Here is a 14,546-nt window from a genome sequence, read left to right on the forward strand (position 1 = left end):
GAAGGCACCCCATGACCGAGAAGACCGCCGTCACGCCCGAGACCCACAACGCCCCGCCCGCGAGGTTCTCGCACGGCGTGCGCAAGGGGAACATCCTCCAGGTCGCGGGCCAGGTCGGCTACCTGCCGCATGTGGAGGGGCAGCCGGCCGCCCTCGCGGGCCCGTCGCTGCGCGAGCAGACGCTGCGGACGCTGGAGAACGTCCGCTCCGTGCTGGAGGCGGGCGGCGCGAGCTGGGAGGACGCGGTGATGATCCGCGTGTACCTCACCGACACCGGGCACTTCGCCGAGATGAACGAGATCTACGACGCGTACTTCGAGGAGCAGGGCATCAAGCAGGCCCCGGCCGCCCGGACCACGGTCTACGTGGGTCTGCCCGCCGGGATGCTGGTCGAGATCGACGCGCTGGCGGTCCTCGGTTAGCTCCCGCGCGAAGGGCGCCCCCCTGGCGGTGGGGCGCCCCGGCCCGGCCGGTCACGCGCCGGCTAGGCGCAGTACTGCGCCTCCTTGCCGATCGAGCGGTACATGCAGTCCGCGTTCTCCAGCAGTTGGAGCACGGCGTCCCGGTTGCGCGCCGTCTCGCGGTCGATCACCTCGTCGGGCGGGTAGAAGCCGCCCCCGCCGCCCGTGTCGCTCGGGTACATCTCGAAGGTGTAGGCGAAGACCTTCTGGTTGCCCCACAGCCAGTCGTCGATCGTGCCGTCGGTGATGTACAGGTCGCTGGACTGCTCCGGCGTGTAGCCGTTGCTGGTGGCCATGCTGGTGCCGATCTTCTTGTACGCGGCGAGGTCGTCGGCGGTCATGCCGGGCGCCGTGTCGTTGTACGTCCACCCGAACGGCCACAGCACGAGCTCGCTGTAGGTGTGGAAGTCGATGGCGGCCTTGATCTGCTGCTTGCCGCCGACCACGCGGCTGCGGACGAAGTCCGCGACGACCTTCACCTCGGGGGCCGACTCGCCGGCCGTGCCGCGGTAGGTCTCGGAGCTCTTGCTGCCGCTGGAGCCGCCGCAGCAGCCCCACTTGTAGTCCCAGTTCCGGTTCAGGTCCGTGCCGACGTAGGAGGAGCCGGAGTTGGGCTGCCGGTTCTTGCGCCACGAGCGGTAGGAGCCGGAGGCGATGTCGTACTCGCCGCCGTCGGGGTTGAGGTCCGGGACGATCCAGATCTCGCGGCTGTTGACCATGTTGGTGACCCGGGCGTCGGAGCCGTACTTGGAGCCGAACTCCTTGAGCAGGTACAGGGCCATTTCCACGGTCAGGTGCTCACGGGCGTGCTGGTGGTGCGTGAAGAGCACTTCGGGCTCGGCCTCGTCGGTCCCGACGTTGTCGCTGATCTTGATCGCGATGATGTCCCGGCCCTGGTACGACTTCCCGATGACCTGCTTGCTCATGATCGACGGGTACTGGGCGATGCGCTGGTTGATCTCCGCCGTCGCCTCGGCGTAGTTGTGGTAATTCGAGTCGGCGGACGGGAAGTCGTTCACTCCCGTGGCCACGCCGCTCAGCGAGCGGTCGGGCGGCCCGGGCAGCGGGGTGATCTCGTAGCCGAGCGCACGGAGGTGCTTGGCCTGGGCGGGGTCCGCGCTGACGACGACGGAGCGGGCGTCCACCTCGTCGATCGAGACGCCGGTGCGCAGCAGGGCGGTGCGTTCGGCCGCCGTTGCCGGGCCCCGGACCTCGTACTGGGCGACGGACTCGTCCTGGGTGGCGGTGGAGGGGGTGGGTGGCGGGGCGGCCGTCGCGCTCATCCCGTAGGCGGGTGCGCCGAGCGCCAGGGCCAGGAGGGCCGCCGTGACGGCGGCCCTCCGACGGTTGTGGAGCCGCATGCGTTCTCCTGGGTGGGAGTGTGGGGGTAGCCGTGCGGACGCGCACAGCGTGCTCTCGTGGCATGTCCGGGTCAAGAATCCGAAACCGGCCAGAATGCGGTCGGGCCGGTCGGTCACCGGTCACCCCCACACGTACCGCCTAAGGGAGCGCGTGGACCTTCGGACCCACCGTGTCGGACCAAGCGCTACCCGCCTTGGCGTCCCAGTTGGTCGACCAGGTCATTGCGCCGCGCAGCCCGGGGTAGGTCTTCGACGGCTTGAAGGACCCGCAGTTCGTGCCCCGCGCGAGGCAGTCCAGGGCGTTGTTCACCGTGGTCGGCGAGACGTAGCCGCTGCCCGCGCCGCTGGGCGAGGCGGGGACGCCGAGTCCCACCTGCGAGGGGTCGAGGCCGCCCTCCAGCTGGATGCAGGCGAGGGCGGTCAGGAAGTCCACCGTCCCCTGGGAGTAGACCTTGCCGTCACAGCCGTTCATCGAGCCGCTGTTGTAGTACTGCATGTTGACGACGGTCAGGATGTCCTTGACGTTCAGGGCCGTCTTGAAATAGCCGCCCGCGGTCGACTGCATGTCGATCGTCTGCGGCGCCATCGTCAGCACGAACGACGATCCGGCCTTGGCGGACAGCGAGCGCAGCGCCTGCGTCATGTAGGTCGGGTTGAGGCCGTTCTCCAGGTCGATGTCGATGCCGCTGAACCCGTACTCCTGCATCAGTGCGTACGCCGAGTTCGCCAGGTTGTTCGCGGAGGCGGAGTCGCCCACCGAGATGGTGCCCTTCTCGCCGCCGATCGAGAGGACGACGGACTTCCCGGCCGCCTTCTTCGCCGCGACGTCCGCCTTGAACTGCGCCGGCGTGTACCCGCCCAGGCCGGCCGAGTCCAGGGTGAAGGAGATGGCACCCGGCGTGGTCGTGGCGTCGGCGAAGGAGACGGCGATGATGTCGTACTGGGCGGAGACGTCCGAGATCTTCTGGACGGTCGCACCGTTGTTGAAGTTCTGCCAGTAGCCCGTCAGGGCGTGCTTGGGTACCGCCGGGTTGGGGTTCGGGTTGCCGCCGCCGGTGGTGGTCCCGGTCACCGCCGCCGACCTCGGGCCCTCGCCCGCCGCGTTGTACGCGCTCACCTGGAACGAGTACGAGGTGGCGGCGGCGAGCCCGGTGAGCTGGACGGGGGAGGCGGTGACGGTCCGGACGCGGACGCCGTCCTGATACACGTGGTAGCCGCTCGCGCCGCCGACCGCGTTCCACGAAAGGGTGAGGGCGCTCGCGCTCTGACCGGAAACGGCGGGCGCCGAGGGCGCCCCCGGGACGCTCGGACCGGGGTCGGTGCCGCCGCCCCCGTCCGGGCCGAAGACGCTGAACTCGTCCGCCACGTAGGCCGGCTGGCCGTACCAGCCGTGCGTCCAGACGGTGACCTTGGTGGTGTTCGGCCCGGTGGAGAAGGTGGTGGACAGCTTCTGCCAGCCGCCGCCGGACCCCGGGGTCCAGGTGGACACGTCCTGGGTGCCGGTCCCGGTCGCGCCGAGGTACACGTACGAGCCCTGCACCTGCGCGCTGAGCGTGTACGTGGAATTCGGCTTGACCGTGACGGTCTGGGAACACCGGGCCTCGTCCTGGCCGGCCGGGGTGGCCCTGAGGGCGCCGCTGCCCGAGAAGACGGGGGAGGTGACGGCGGCGCCGCTGCCGCCCGAACAGGACCAGTCGGCCAGGCCGGACTCGAAGCCTCCGTTACGGGCGACGTTGACGTCGGCGGCTTGTGCCGTACCGGCGCCGGCGGCGGTCAGGGCGCCGGCGGCGAGCGTGGCGGCGAGGGGCAGGGCGAGGGAGCGTATGCGGTTCACGAAGGCTCCGGTGGGGGGAGAGGGGGATGTGAACGGGGTGACGGGGGCGTGTGGGGGACCCCCGGGAGCCAAGTTGGTCCAGACCAATCGCGGTGTCAAGGCTCTTGTCAATCTGGCCTGAAATCAGCGCAGTTCCCCTTGTCGTCCGGTCCCCGTTGTCCCGGTTTCCGGTCACCTGTGACATGTGCTCGCGGCACGGGAATCACCAAGGCCCTGCCCCACCGCGGACGACGCGGATATGGTGCTGACGCAGGGGGGAAGGCGCTGGTCGTGTGCGGTCGCGCCGTCCGTGCAGCGCAGGTGAAGGCCGCGTGACGGACGGGCGAAGACCGCGGTGTACGGGGTGAACGGGGGGATTCGCGTGCCGACCGCCATTGCTGTCACCAGCGCCGACCTGGTGCTGCCCGCCCCCGACCGGCACACCCCGGGCGCCGCCGTGCTGCGCCCGCCCGGACAGCTCGACCTCGAAGGGGCGCTCGCCGAGACCACCGCCCTGCTGGAGGCGCACGGCCACCTCGTGGTGGTCGTACCGTCCTGGCTGCCCGCCGCCACCGTGCGGCGGCTGCACACCGTACGGGCCATCCTGGAAACCGACCGCATGGCGCTGGTCGAGGCCGACCTGCCCCCGCTGGGCACCGCCCTGCTGGTCCGTCAGCTGCGCCAGCTCAGCGTCTGCGAGTTCAGCCCCGGGGTCCTCGCCTCGGCGGCCAGGCTGCTGTCCCACTACATCTACGCGGGCGCCCTGCTGGGCAGCGTCGCCAAACTGGACCGGGTGCCGGTCGGGCTCAAGGCCCACGCCCGCTCCTGGTCACCGGGTGCCCAGTTCGCCGTACTCGCGCACCCCACGCCCCACCTCGCCAGGCTGGCGCCCTCGGCCTCCTCGGGTGCGCACGCGGGCGGCGCCGCCGTACTGCCGCCCGGCCCCGGTTTCGTCACGCACCTCACCTTCGCCCGCGGCCAGCTCGCCTCCGACTGGGTGGCGGCCGAACTGGCGCCCGCCTGGCAGGTCGCCGGCGTCATGGAGAACCCGCTGCCCGCCGACTCGGCCGCCTGGTGGGCGACCCCGAAGCTCGTCGAGTTCGCCGCCGCCATCCCGGACCCGTCCGTGCTCTACCAGCTCGTCGCCTCGGTCCGCCGCGAGGAGTGCCGCTGGTGCGGCATGGAACTCATCGGCGACCGCTGCGGCTTCTGCTCGGCCCCGCTGACCGCGCCGCCACCGGCGCCGCCGCCCGCCGGCGGGCAGAGCGCAGCACCGTCCAGATCCCGACTCTGACCGGCCCGAACGAACGAAGAACGGCGAGGTAGTACGGCTCATGAACTCACGCCAGCGCCGCGGCGTCATCCTGCTGCTGCTGTCCGTCCTGTGCGCGCTCGCGGCGTTCGCCGGGGTCCTCGTGGTGATCGGCGACGTCAACTCCAAGGTCGGGTCCGAGGTCGTCGCGTACCGCGTGAAGGGGGACATCGCCCCGTACAGCCCCCTCGGCGCGGGCCAGTTCGAGGAGGTCAAGGTCCCCAAGCGATGGCTGTCCGAGACCGCCGTCACCGACCTCGGCGCGCTCAAGGGCAAGATCGCCCTCACCACGCTCAAGAAGGGCTCCCTCCTCCAGGAGGACATGTTCGTCGACAAGCCCCAGCTCCAGCCGGGCGAGCAGGAGATCGCGATCATGATCGACGCCGCGACCGGGGTGGCCGGCAAGATCACCTCCGGTGCCAAGGTCAACATCATCGCCACCTTCAAGGGCGCGAAGGACACCGATCCCTCCCGCTCGGTGATCATCGTCGCCAACGCCCGCGTCCTGAACGTCGGCAAGCTCACCCCCCTGGACAAGGACAGCGACAAGAAGGGCCCCGCCGAGGCGGTCCCGATCACCTTCGCCCTGAACACCAAGGACACCCAGCGCGTCGCGTACGCCGAGTCGTTCGCGGAGCACGTACGGCTGGCCCTGGTGGCCCCCGGCACCGAGTCGGCCCCCGGCCCGGGCGACCGCACGTACACCCTCGACGGGGACAAGTGAGGCCCGGATGAGCACCCGAATCCTCCCCGCGGCCGGCGACCCGGACGCCGCCCGCCTCATCGCCACCCTCCTGGGCCGGCTCCCCGACGCCGAACCGGCCGGGCCCGTCACCGACTCGACGGCCCTGCTCGACACGCTGGCACGGCTCGCCGCCGAGTCCGTCGACGCACTGCCCGAGGTGGTCCTCGTCCACGAGCGGATCGGCCCGCTGCCCGCCCTGGAACTCGTCCGGGAGGTCGCCCTGCGCTTCCCGGCGGTGGGCGTGGTCCTGCTGTCGTCCGACGCCGGGCCCGCCCTGTTCTCCGCCGCCATGGACTCCGGGGCGCGGGGCCTGATCGGACTGCCCGTCACCTACGAGGAACTGGCCGCCCGCGTCCAGGCCGCCGCCCAGTGGTCCGCGGGCGTACGCCGCCACCTGGGCGGTGGCCAGCAGCAGCCGTCCGGTCCCGGCGGCCGGGTGGTGACCGTCGCCGGAGCCAAGGGCGGCGTCGGGACCACCTTCACGGCGGTGCAGTTCGCCCTCGCCGCGGCCGCCTCCGGGCGCCGTACGGCCCTGATGGACCTGGACCTCCAGGCCGGGGACGTCGGTTCTTACCTCGACGTGCAGTTCCGCCGCTCGGTCGCCGACCTCGCCGGGATCCAGGACATCTCCCCCCGCGTCCTCCAGGACGCCGTGTACGACGACCGCACCGGGCTCGCGCTGCTGCTGGCCCCGGGCGACGGCGAACGGGGCGAGGAGGTCGACGAACGGGCCGCCCGGCTCGTCATCGCCGCCCTGCGCGCCCGCTACGAGCTGGTCGTCATCGACTGCGGGACCCAGGTCACCGGGGCGAACGCGGCCGCCGTGGAGCTGGCCGAGGTCGCGGTCCTGGTCACCACCCCCGACGTGGTCGCGGTACGGGCCGCCAAACGGCTGGTGCGGATGTGGGAGCGGCTCCAGGTCCGCAAGGCCGAGGACACCGTGATGGTCGTCAACCGCTGGAGCAGGCACACCGAGATCCAGCCCGCCCTCATCGAGAAGATCACCGGGACCCGGGTCACCCGCACCCCGGTCCCCGCCGCCTTCAAGGAGCTCCAGGCGGTGGTGGACGCGGGCCGCGTCCAGGACCTCGACAACCGCTCGACGGTCAAGCAGGCTCTGTGGAAGCTGGCGGGGGAACTCGGCCTGCTGTCCGCCCCGGCCACCACCACCGCCGAACCCCCCTCCGCCGAACTGGCCGTACGGGCGGCGGCCGGACCACTGGCCCGGCTCCGCCGGGGCCGGGAGGGGTGAGGCCGTGGCCGCGCGGAGCCGGGACCGTGGACAGGTGGCCGTCGAGTTCGTCGGCATGGTGCCGCTGATCCTGCTGCTCGTCGCGGCGGTGTGGGAGTGCGTCCTGATCGGGTACGCGTTCTCGCTGGCGGGCAATGCGGCCGACGAGGCGGCGCGGGCCGGGGCCGTGCACGGCGACGCCGCGTGCGGGACGGCGGCCCGCAGGCACATCGGGGGCGCCTGGGCCGTGGAGGTGGACTGCGGGAACGCGGGGGACGTCTACAAGGCGACCGTCAGGCTCCACGTCCCCGTGCTGTTCCCCGGGCTGGACATCGGCGTTCCCATCACGGGCGAGGGCGGCTCGCCACAGGAGCAGGAGAGGGGAGGGGAGTGAGATGACAGGGACCCGGCGCGCCTTTCGGGACCGGGGTCAAGTGGCCCTGGAGTACATCGGCTTCATCCCCATCCTGCTCTTCGTCGCGCTGTGCGGCATCCAACTCGGCTGGGTCGGCTACGTCCACCAGCAGGCCGAGACGGCGGCGCGCACGGCGGCCCGGGTGGAAGCCCGCAAACCGGGGTCGGGGGAGGCGGCCGGCCACGCGGCGATCCGTTCGGGGCTCGCGGCCACCATCACGGTGTCCGGCGGCGGGGACGCGGTCACCGCCAACGTCTCCATCCCGGTCACCTCGATCATCCCCGGGCTCGCGCTCGACCCCGCCACCGCCACCGCCGTCATGCCCAACGACGACCCGAAGGGACCCTGACGATGAGCCTGCGTTCCCGGGTCAACACCCCCGACGACCGCCACAACCCGCGCGAGGACGGCCGGCTGGTCTCCTCCTACCGCGCCAAGCTGCTGGAGGAGATCGACCTCGCCGAGATGTCGGCGCTCGCGCCCGCCGAGCGCCGGGCCCGGCTGGAACGCGTACTGGGCCACATCATCAGCCGCGAGGGCCCCGTTCTGTCCACCGTCGAACGCGCCCAGCTCATCCGGCGCGTCGTCGACGAGGCGCTCGGCCTCGGCGTCCTGGAACCGCTCCTCGAAGACCCGTCGATCTCCGAGATCATGGTCAACGGCCCCGACCAGATCTTCGTGGAGCGCGCCGGACGCGTCGAACAGCTGCCGCTGCGCTTCGCCTCGCACGAGCAGCTCATGCAGACCATCGAGCGCATCGTCTCCACCGTCAACCGCCGCGTGGACGAGGCCAATCCGATGGTCGACGCCCGCCTGCCCAGCGGTGAGCGCGTCAACGTGATCATCCCCCCGCTCTCCCTCACCGGCGCCACGCTCACCATCCGCCGCTTCCCGCGCGCGTTCACCCTGCACGAGATGATCAGCCTCGGTTCGCTGGACGAGCAGATGCTGCTCCTGTTGTCCGGCCTGGTGCAGGCGAAGATGAACGTGATCGTCTCCGGGGCCACCGGCACCGGCAAGACCACCCTCCTCAACGCCCTCTCCGGCCTGATCCCGGAGGGCGAGCGGATCATCACCATCGAGGACTCGGCCGAACTCCAGCTCCAGCAGGCGCACGTCATCCGCCTCGAATCGCGCCCCGCCAACGTCGAGGGCAGCGGCCGGATCACCATCCGCGACCTCGTGCGCAACTCCCTGCGCATGCGCCCAGACCGCATCATCGTCGGCGAGGTCCGCGGCGGCGAGACCCTCGACATGCTCCAGGCCATGTCGACCGGACACGACGGCTCCCTGGCCACCGTCCACGCCAACAGCGCCGAGGACGCCCTGATGCGCCTGCAGACCCTGGCGTCCATGTCCGAGGTGGAGATCCCGTTCGAGGCGCTCCAGGACCAGATCAACAGCGCGGTGAACGTCGTCGTCCAGCTCACCCGCTTCGGCGACGGCTCGCGCCGCATCACCGAGATCTCCATCCTCGACTCGCACGGCCGCGAACCCTTCCGGATCATCACCGTGTGCCGGTTCGCCGCCCGCCCGATGGCCGCGGACGGGCGCGTGCACGGCCACTTCGCGTACTACCCGCTGCCGCGCACGATCGCCGACCGCCTCTACATGAACAACCAGCCGATCCCGCAGGCCTTCGGGGTCGCCATGTCCGACGACCAGCTCGCCGCCCGTACCGCTCGGACCACCCGGACCGTCCTGTGAACCCTTTGATCCTCCTCACCCTCGGCGCCACGCTGCTCGCCTGCCTGCTCGTGGTCCTCGGCGTACACGCCTACGCCGCCGGCCGCGCCCAGCGCGCCGCCCTCGTCGAACGCCTCTCCGCGAGCGGAACCCCGGAGCCGCTCGGCCGCCGGCGCCGCTTCCGCGGGGTCGACCGCCGGCTGCGCCGCACCCGGCTGGGCCGCCGGATCGAGGTGAAGCTGGCGACCACGGGCCTGGACCTCACCCCCGGCGAGTTCCTCGTCTACATGCTGATGTCCGTGACCGGGGTCTGGCTCGTCTCGGCGTCCCTGCTGGCCCCGTTCTTCGGCCCGGTGGCGGGCCTGATCGGGCTGTGGGCGGGCAACGCCTTCCTCAACTGGCAGCGCACGCGCCGCACGGAGCGGTTCATCAACCAGCTCCCCGAACTCGCCCGCATCCTGGCCAACGCCACCCAGGCCGGCCTGGCGCTGCGTACCGCCATCGGCATGGCGGCGGAGGAACTGGAGGCACCGGCCGGCGAGGAGCTCGGCCGCGTCGCCGACCGCCTCGCCGTCGGCCACTCCATCGAGGAGTCCCTGGGCGAACTGACCGAACGCCTGCCCTCGCGCGAACTCGTCGTGCTCGTCTCCACCCTGGTCCTGTCCGCGCGCGCGGGCGGCGCCCTCGTGGGGAGCCTGCGCAACCTCACGGTGACGCTGGAGCAGCGCAAGGAGACGCGCAGGGAGATCCGTACGCAGCTCTCGCAGGTGACGGTGACGGCGTACCTGGTCCCGGCCATCGGGCTCGGGTCGCTGCTGCTCGTGGACATGATGATGCCGGGCGCCCTGGACCGCATGACGGGTGCGTTCATCGGGCAGACGGCGGTCATCATCGCCCTCGGCCTGTTCACCCTGGGGTTCGTCCTCATCCGCCGGCTGTCGAAGATCGACGTGTGAGGGGGACGACGTGACCGCACTGCTGCTCGCCGCGGCCCTCGGGCTGTCGGTCTTCGGGGCCCTGTACGGGGTCCGCCTCTACCGCGCCGACGTCAAACTGCCCAGCGACCTCGCCCTCGCCCTCGAAGTCGGCGCGACCCGCACCACGGCCGTCGGCTCGCTCGTCGACCGCACGGGCATCCGCTGGGCCCCCCTGGTGCTGCGGCTGATGGGCCCGGACCGGGTGGCCCGCAAGCGCCGTCAGATCGACATGGCGGGCAACCCGGCCGGCCTGACCATCGACCGGTACGCGGCCCGGCGCGCCGTCTACGGGTTCCTCGGCGCGCTCGGCGCCTTCGCGATGCTGGTCAACGGGCAGTTGGTGGCCGCCCTGCTCATGGTCGCCTTCGGCCTGTTCTGGATCGAGGCGGGCCTGTGGTCGGCGATCCGGGTGCGCCGGGACCACATCGAGCGGACGCTGCCGGACTTCCTGGACGTGCTGGCGGTCGTCGTCAGCGCCGGGCTCGGTTTCCGGCAGGCGCTGGACCGGGTCGCGGGCAAGTACGAGGGGCCCTGGTCGGACGAGATCCGTATCACCCTCCAGCAGATGGACATGGGCGTCAGCCGCCGCCAGGCCTTCGACGAGCTGCGCCGGCGCAACGACTCCGAGCAGGTGGCGCAGTTCGTCACCGCCCTCCAGCAGGGCGAGGAGCTGGGCTCCCCGATCGTGGAGACGCTGATCGCGATCGCGGAGGACATGCGCCGCACGGACGCGCAGAACGCCCGCCGCCGGGCTGCGCGGGCGGTCCCCAAGGCCACCTTCACCGTCACCATGTTCATGCTGCCGGGCACGCTGATCCTGCTCGTGTGCGGGTTCGTCTACGGGGCGGACATCGACTTCGGCGCCCTGTTCGGGAGCGGGTGAGCCATGGCCGCCACGATCGATTTCGGGGCCCCGGCCCCGGCCCCGGCCACGTCCACCGCCTCGGCCCCGGCCACGTCCACCGCCTCGGCCCCGGCCACGTCCACCGCCCCGGCCCCGGTCTCGGCCCCGGTTACGGCCGCGCGTGGTGCCGCGGCGCGGCCGGCCCCTCCGCTCGCCCTCCAGGTGAACGCGTTGCAGGCACTGTGCCGTCGGGTCTTCGCGTTCCGGATGGTGATGCTCGGCCTGGGCGCGCCCGTGGCCCTCGGCCGCACCGCGCCCGGCGCCCCCGTGTACCTGGTGGGCGGCGCGGTCCTGCTCACCTTCATGCTGTCCTACGTCCTGTTCCGCGACTGGGAGCGCTTCGGGCCGCTGCTGCTGCGCCACCCCTGGCTGCTGGCCGTGGACACGGCGTTCAGCGCGCTGCTCCTGATCACCGCCACCCCCTCCTCCCCGCTCGGCCTGCTCTCGCTCTGCACACCGCTGCTGGCCGGGCTGGTCTACGGGTGGCGCGGCTCGGCGCTCTACGCGGCCGCGCAGGCGGCGTTGGTGGCGTGGGTGGCGTGGGTGGCGGCCGTCACCGGCGGGTTCACGCTTGCCGCGCTGTGCCTGCTGGCGGGCGCGGCGGGGGCCTCGCTGCGGGACCTCCTCTTCCGCTTCGGGGCGGCGAGCCAGGCCCTGACGGAGACCCGGGCGCGGCTGGCGGCGGCCGAAGCGGTACGGGCCGAACGGGAGCGCCTGGCCCGCGAGATGCACGACTCGGTGGCGAAGACCCTGCACGGCCTGGCCCTGTCCGCCGACGCCCTCTCCCGCACCGCCGACGACCCGGAGGCCACCCGCCGCCGGGCCCGGGCGGTCGCGGAGGCGGCCCGCCGGGCGGCGGCGGAGTCCCGGGAGCTGCTGACGGACCTGCGCCGGGACCTGCGCCGGGACCTGCGCCGGGACCTGCGCCGGGACCTGGACGCCCCGGGCGTCCCGCTCGCGGCGGAGCTGCGGGCGCTGGCGCGCGGGGGCGCGGAGCTCCGTATCACCGGGCCGCTGCCGCTGCTCCCCCCGGACGTCGCCGGGCACCTCCTGGCGGTGGCCTCCGAGGCCCTGGAGAACGCCCGGCGCCACGCGTGCGCGTCCCGGGTCGTGGTGGAAGCGGCGGTGTCCGGCCCGTCCCTGACCCTGACCGTCGAGGACGACGGCCGGGGCCTGCCTCCCGCCGGGATCGACGTCACCGCCCTGGCGGACGCCGGCCACTACGGCCTGCTCGGTATGACGGAGCGCGCGGCGACGATCGGGGCCGGCCTGCGCATCGGCGGCCGCCCGGACGGCGGCCCCGGCACCCTGGTCCGGGTCGACCTCCCCTTGGGGAGCCCGTGATGCCCCCGCTGCGGATCCTGATCGCCGACGACAACCCCGTCGTCCGGGCGGGCCTGGCCGCCCTGCTGGCGACCGCCGAGGGCCTGGAGGTCACCGCCCAGGCGGCGGACGGCCGCGAGGCGCTGAACCTGACCCGCCTCCACCGGCCCGACGTCGTCCTACTCGACGTCCGCATGCCGGGCGTCGACGGCATCTCGGCCCTCCCGCACCTCGTCCGGCTGGCGCCGGTCCTGATGCTGACGTACAGCCAGGAGGCGGAGGTCGTCCGGGAGGCCCTGCTCCTGGGCGCGGGCGGCTACCTGGTCCACGGCGAATTCACCCCGGACCACCTGATCCGGGCCATCCACGACACCCACGCCGGCCGCGCCCACCTCACCCCGACGGCGGCGAACGCCCTGCTCGCGGAACTCCGCGCCTCTTCGCAAACGCAACCAGTTGTGGCACAGTCTTCTCAGCAACTCGTCAACCAGATGGCCTACGGCCTGAGTTCCCGGGAGGAGGAGGTCATGGACCTGATCGCATCCGGGATGAACAACCAACAGATCGCGGCGGCCTGCTTCATCAGCGAGAAGACGGTCAAGAACCACATCAACCGCATCTTCGCGAAGCTCCAGACCACCACCCGCAGCGAAGCGATAGCCCGCTGGCTCGGAACGGCCCGTCCAGGAGTGACCGGCCATGGGTAGACGCCTGACGCAGTGGGTCCGTATTTGGGCCCCGGGACCCTTGGTCACCACCGCTAACTCCCCGTATTGTCCGCCCATCGACAGCGGCACCGGCCCGGGAGGAAACCCCCATGTCACACAACACCCTGCTCAAGGCCACCGTTCAGACGAAGGTCCGGGTAAGTGGGTGGACGGACACGGCGGTGGCGAGCCTCCGCAAGCGATACGCGGGCCTGGACCGCGGCCAAACGGCCTTCGAGTACCTGGGGATCATCCTGGTCGTGGTGGTCATCATCGGCGCGATCGTCGGCTCGGGTATCGGTTCGGAGATCACCAAGCGCATCAAGGACGCGGTGACGAGCATCAAAGCCGGCTAGTGGCCGCACGCCGGGTGCGTGACCGCGACCGCGGGCAGGCCTTTCCCATATATGTGGTGATGGTGGCGGGACTGCTCTTCGCCGCGCTCGCGTTTTTTGTCATCGGCCAAGCCGGAGTCACCCGCAGTGATGCACAAGGAGCGGCTGATGCCGCGGCATTGGCAGCGGCTCAAAAGGCCAGGGACACGTTGGTTCCAGGTGTGGTCCTAACTGATCTCCAGCCCAAGGACTGGGAGAAGCTCGTTCTCGGCAACCTATTCGACCCAGCGGGCGCATGCGGGGAGGCCACGAGCTTCGCCACGCGGAACGACGCAAGTGCGACCTGCACATCGTCCGGGCTCAGCTTCACCGTCAAGGTACAGACCAACGGCACGGTGGGGACCTCGGTCATCCCCGGTACTGAATCCATGCACGGCACGGCCCACGCCACTGCTTTGATCACACCACGCTGCCACCTGGGGGCGTCGGCGGCGCCCGGCGCACCACAGAGTCCTGTCGATAGTGGGGTGCTGAACTCGGGCCCCGTAAAGATCGAGTGCAAGGGTGGGGTGGAGCTCAGCTTTGAGCCGTCCAAGCCCGACCCCTGGCATGTGCTGGCAAGAAAGCTCTTCGACGTGCGCCTGACCGACTGACCCACAACGAATCGACAAGGAAGCAGCACAAATGAGCATGCGGCAGAAGGCGAAGGTTCGCAGGGGAACGGTCGTCGCGATTGCGGCGGTCCTGGCCCTCGCGTTGGCCGGATGCGGCGGTGACGACGGCGGGGAGGGCAAGTCGAAGAATCCACCCTCTCCGCAATCTCCGGGGGCGGGGAAGCAGTCCGCCGCACCGAGCAACGGCCAGAGCTCAGCACCGACTGAGATCTTGGCGACCGCCAAGGGGGCCAGCGGGATGGTGTTGGAACTCAACTCAGTGCGGCGTGACCAAGGTGGCTTCCTCACTGTCAACGGTCAGATCAAGAACACGGGGTCCCAGTCCTACAACGACACGGCGACCTGGCGTGGTGTCGAGCTCAACGGCACCGGAGAGTCAGTTGCGGGGGCGACTCTGGTCGATAAGGCGGGCAAGAAGCGCTACTACGTACTTCGGGACACGGAGTCCCGCTGCCTCTGCACAACGGGCGTCTCCAGTGTCGGCCCCGGGGAATCGATCCCGTTCTTCGCCCAGTTCCCCGCACCCCCCGCCGCCACCACCGAGGTGGACTTCAGCCTCCCCACCTTCGCCACGGCCACCGTCAAAATCTCCGGGTGACCCC

The 14,546-nt window shown here is 71.4% G+C and carries 16 protein-coding genes; 14 read left to right on the forward strand and 2 right to left on the reverse strand.

The window, feature by feature from the left end:
• The first annotated feature begins 11 nt into the window (after positions 1–11).
• A complete protein-coding gene (locus tag OHA81_RS20070; protein WP_329197842.1) occupies positions 12–422 on the forward strand; it encodes a RidA family protein in 411 nt (136 codons plus the stop codon).
• 62 nt (positions 423–484) lie between these two features.
• On the opposite strand, the gene OHA81_RS20075 is transcribed toward OHA81_RS20070, so the two are convergent.
• Positions 485–1,822: a M14 family metallopeptidase gene (locus tag OHA81_RS20075; RefSeq protein WP_329197844.1), complete on the reverse strand. Its 1,338-nt coding sequence runs from the start codon at positions 1,820–1,822 to the stop codon at positions 485–487.
• A 139-nt stretch (positions 1,823–1,961) separates the two neighbouring features.
• Positions 1,962–3,656, reverse strand: coding sequence for a chitinase (locus tag OHA81_RS20080; protein WP_329197846.1), 1,695 nt, complete (start codon positions 3,654–3,656; stop codon positions 1,962–1,964).
• Between the two features lie 361 nt (positions 3,657–4,017).
• On the opposite strand from OHA81_RS20080, the gene OHA81_RS20085 reads away from it, so the two are divergent.
• The 13 genes from OHA81_RS20085 to OHA81_RS20145 all read left to right on the forward strand — a co-directional run bounded on the left by OHA81_RS20085 (position 4,018) and on the right by OHA81_RS20145 (position 14,542).
• Positions 4,018–4,929, forward strand: coding sequence for a hypothetical protein (locus OHA81_RS20085; protein ID WP_329197848.1), 912 nt, complete (start codon positions 4,018–4,020; stop codon positions 4,927–4,929).
• Positions 4,930–4,969: 40 nt separating this feature from the next.
• Entirely contained in the window at positions 4,970–5,671 is a 702-nt protein-coding gene (cpaB, locus tag OHA81_RS20090) for a Flp pilus assembly protein CpaB (RefSeq protein WP_329197849.1), read from the forward strand.
• 7 nt (positions 5,672–5,678) lie between these two features.
• Complete coding sequence (locus OHA81_RS20095; protein ID WP_329197851.1) at positions 5,679–6,944, forward strand: AAA family ATPase; 1,266 nt, start codon at positions 5,679–5,681, stop codon at positions 6,942–6,944.
• Positions 6,945–6,978: 34 nt separating this feature from the next.
• Positions 6,979–7,317, forward strand: a complete 339-nt coding sequence (locus OHA81_RS20100) for a TadE/TadG family type IV pilus assembly protein (protein WP_329197852.1) — start codon at positions 6,979–6,981, stop codon at positions 7,315–7,317.
• A 1-nt stretch (position 7,318) separates the two neighbouring features.
• The gene (locus OHA81_RS20105; protein ID WP_329197854.1) at positions 7,319–7,687 is read left to right on the forward strand and encodes a TadE/TadG family type IV pilus assembly protein; all 369 of its coding nucleotides are present in this window, start codon (positions 7,319–7,321) and stop codon (positions 7,685–7,687) included.
• Between the two features lie 2 nt (positions 7,688–7,689).
• Positions 7,690–9,045: a CpaF family protein gene (locus tag OHA81_RS20110; RefSeq protein WP_329197855.1), complete on the forward strand. Its 1,356-nt coding sequence runs from the start codon at positions 7,690–7,692 to the stop codon at positions 9,043–9,045.
• Positions 9,042–9,980, forward strand: a complete 939-nt coding sequence (locus OHA81_RS20115; RefSeq protein ID WP_329197857.1) for a type II secretion system F family protein — start codon at positions 9,042–9,044, stop codon at positions 9,978–9,980. Before OHA81_RS20110 ends, OHA81_RS20115 begins: the two co-directional genes overlap by 4 nt.
• 10 nt (positions 9,981–9,990) lie before the next feature.
• Positions 9,991–10,884 (forward strand): DUF5936 domain-containing protein, encoded by an 894-nt coding sequence (locus OHA81_RS20120; protein ID WP_329197859.1) that lies wholly within the window; start codon positions 9,991–9,993, stop codon positions 10,882–10,884.
• A 3-nt stretch (positions 10,885–10,887) separates the two neighbouring features.
• Positions 10,888–12,249, forward strand: a complete 1,362-nt coding sequence (locus OHA81_RS20125) for a sensor histidine kinase (protein ID WP_329197861.1) — start codon at positions 10,888–10,890, stop codon at positions 12,247–12,249.
• On the forward strand, positions 12,249–12,935 hold the full coding sequence (locus OHA81_RS20130) for a response regulator transcription factor (protein ID WP_329197864.1): 687 nt from the start codon (positions 12,249–12,251) through the stop codon (positions 12,933–12,935). Before OHA81_RS20125 ends, OHA81_RS20130 begins: the two co-directional genes overlap by 1 nt.
• 110 nt (positions 12,936–13,045) lie before the next feature.
• The gene (locus OHA81_RS20135) at positions 13,046–13,291 is read left to right on the forward strand and encodes a hypothetical protein (RefSeq protein WP_443056589.1); all 246 of its coding nucleotides are present in this window, start codon (positions 13,046–13,048) and stop codon (positions 13,289–13,291) included.
• On the forward strand, positions 13,291–13,923 hold the full coding sequence (locus OHA81_RS20140) for a pilus assembly protein TadG-related protein (protein WP_329197866.1): 633 nt from the start codon (positions 13,291–13,293) through the stop codon (positions 13,921–13,923). Before OHA81_RS20135 ends, OHA81_RS20140 begins: the two co-directional genes overlap by 1 nt.
• A 31-nt stretch (positions 13,924–13,954) precedes the next feature.
• Positions 13,955–14,542, forward strand: coding sequence for a hypothetical protein (locus OHA81_RS20145; protein WP_329197868.1), 588 nt, complete (start codon positions 13,955–13,957; stop codon positions 14,540–14,542).
• The last annotated feature ends 4 nt before the right edge of the window (positions 14,543–14,546 follow it).

It is taken from the genome of Streptomyces sp. NBC_00667, from assembly GCF_036226825.1.
Lineage (GTDB): Bacteria > Actinomycetota > Actinomycetes > Streptomycetales > Streptomycetaceae > Streptomyces.

Coding starts and splice junctions, on each gene's coding strand:
- OHA81_RS20105 (WP_329197854.1), top strand. CDS start 7,319: ATGACAGGGACCCGGCGCGCCTTTCGGGACCGGGGTCAAGTGGCCCTG.
- OHA81_RS20125 (WP_329197861.1), top strand. CDS start 10,888: ATGGCCGCCACGATCGATTTCGGGGCCCCGGCCCCGGCCCCGGCCACG.
- OHA81_RS20135 (WP_443056589.1), top strand. CDS start 13,046: ATGTCACACAACACCCTGCTCAAGGCCACCGTTCAGACGAAGGTCCGG.
- OHA81_RS20075 (WP_329197844.1), bottom strand. CDS start 1,822: ATGCGGCTCCACAACCGTCGGAGGGCCGCCGTCACGGCGGCCCTCCTG.
- OHA81_RS20130 (WP_329197864.1), top strand. CDS start 12,249: ATGCCCCCGCTGCGGATCCTGATCGCCGACGACAACCCCGTCGTCCGG.
- OHA81_RS20110 (WP_329197855.1), top strand. CDS start 7,690: ATGAGCCTGCGTTCCCGGGTCAACACCCCCGACGACCGCCACAACCCG.
- OHA81_RS20095 (WP_329197851.1), top strand. CDS start 5,679: ATGAGCACCCGAATCCTCCCCGCGGCCGGCGACCCGGACGCCGCCCGC.
- cpaB (WP_329197849.1), top strand. CDS start 4,970: ATGAACTCACGCCAGCGCCGCGGCGTCATCCTGCTGCTGCTGTCCGTC.
- OHA81_RS20070 (WP_329197842.1), top strand. CDS start 12: ATGACCGAGAAGACCGCCGTCACGCCCGAGACCCACAACGCCCCGCCC.
- OHA81_RS20145 (WP_329197868.1), top strand. CDS start 13,955: ATGAGCATGCGGCAGAAGGCGAAGGTTCGCAGGGGAACGGTCGTCGCG.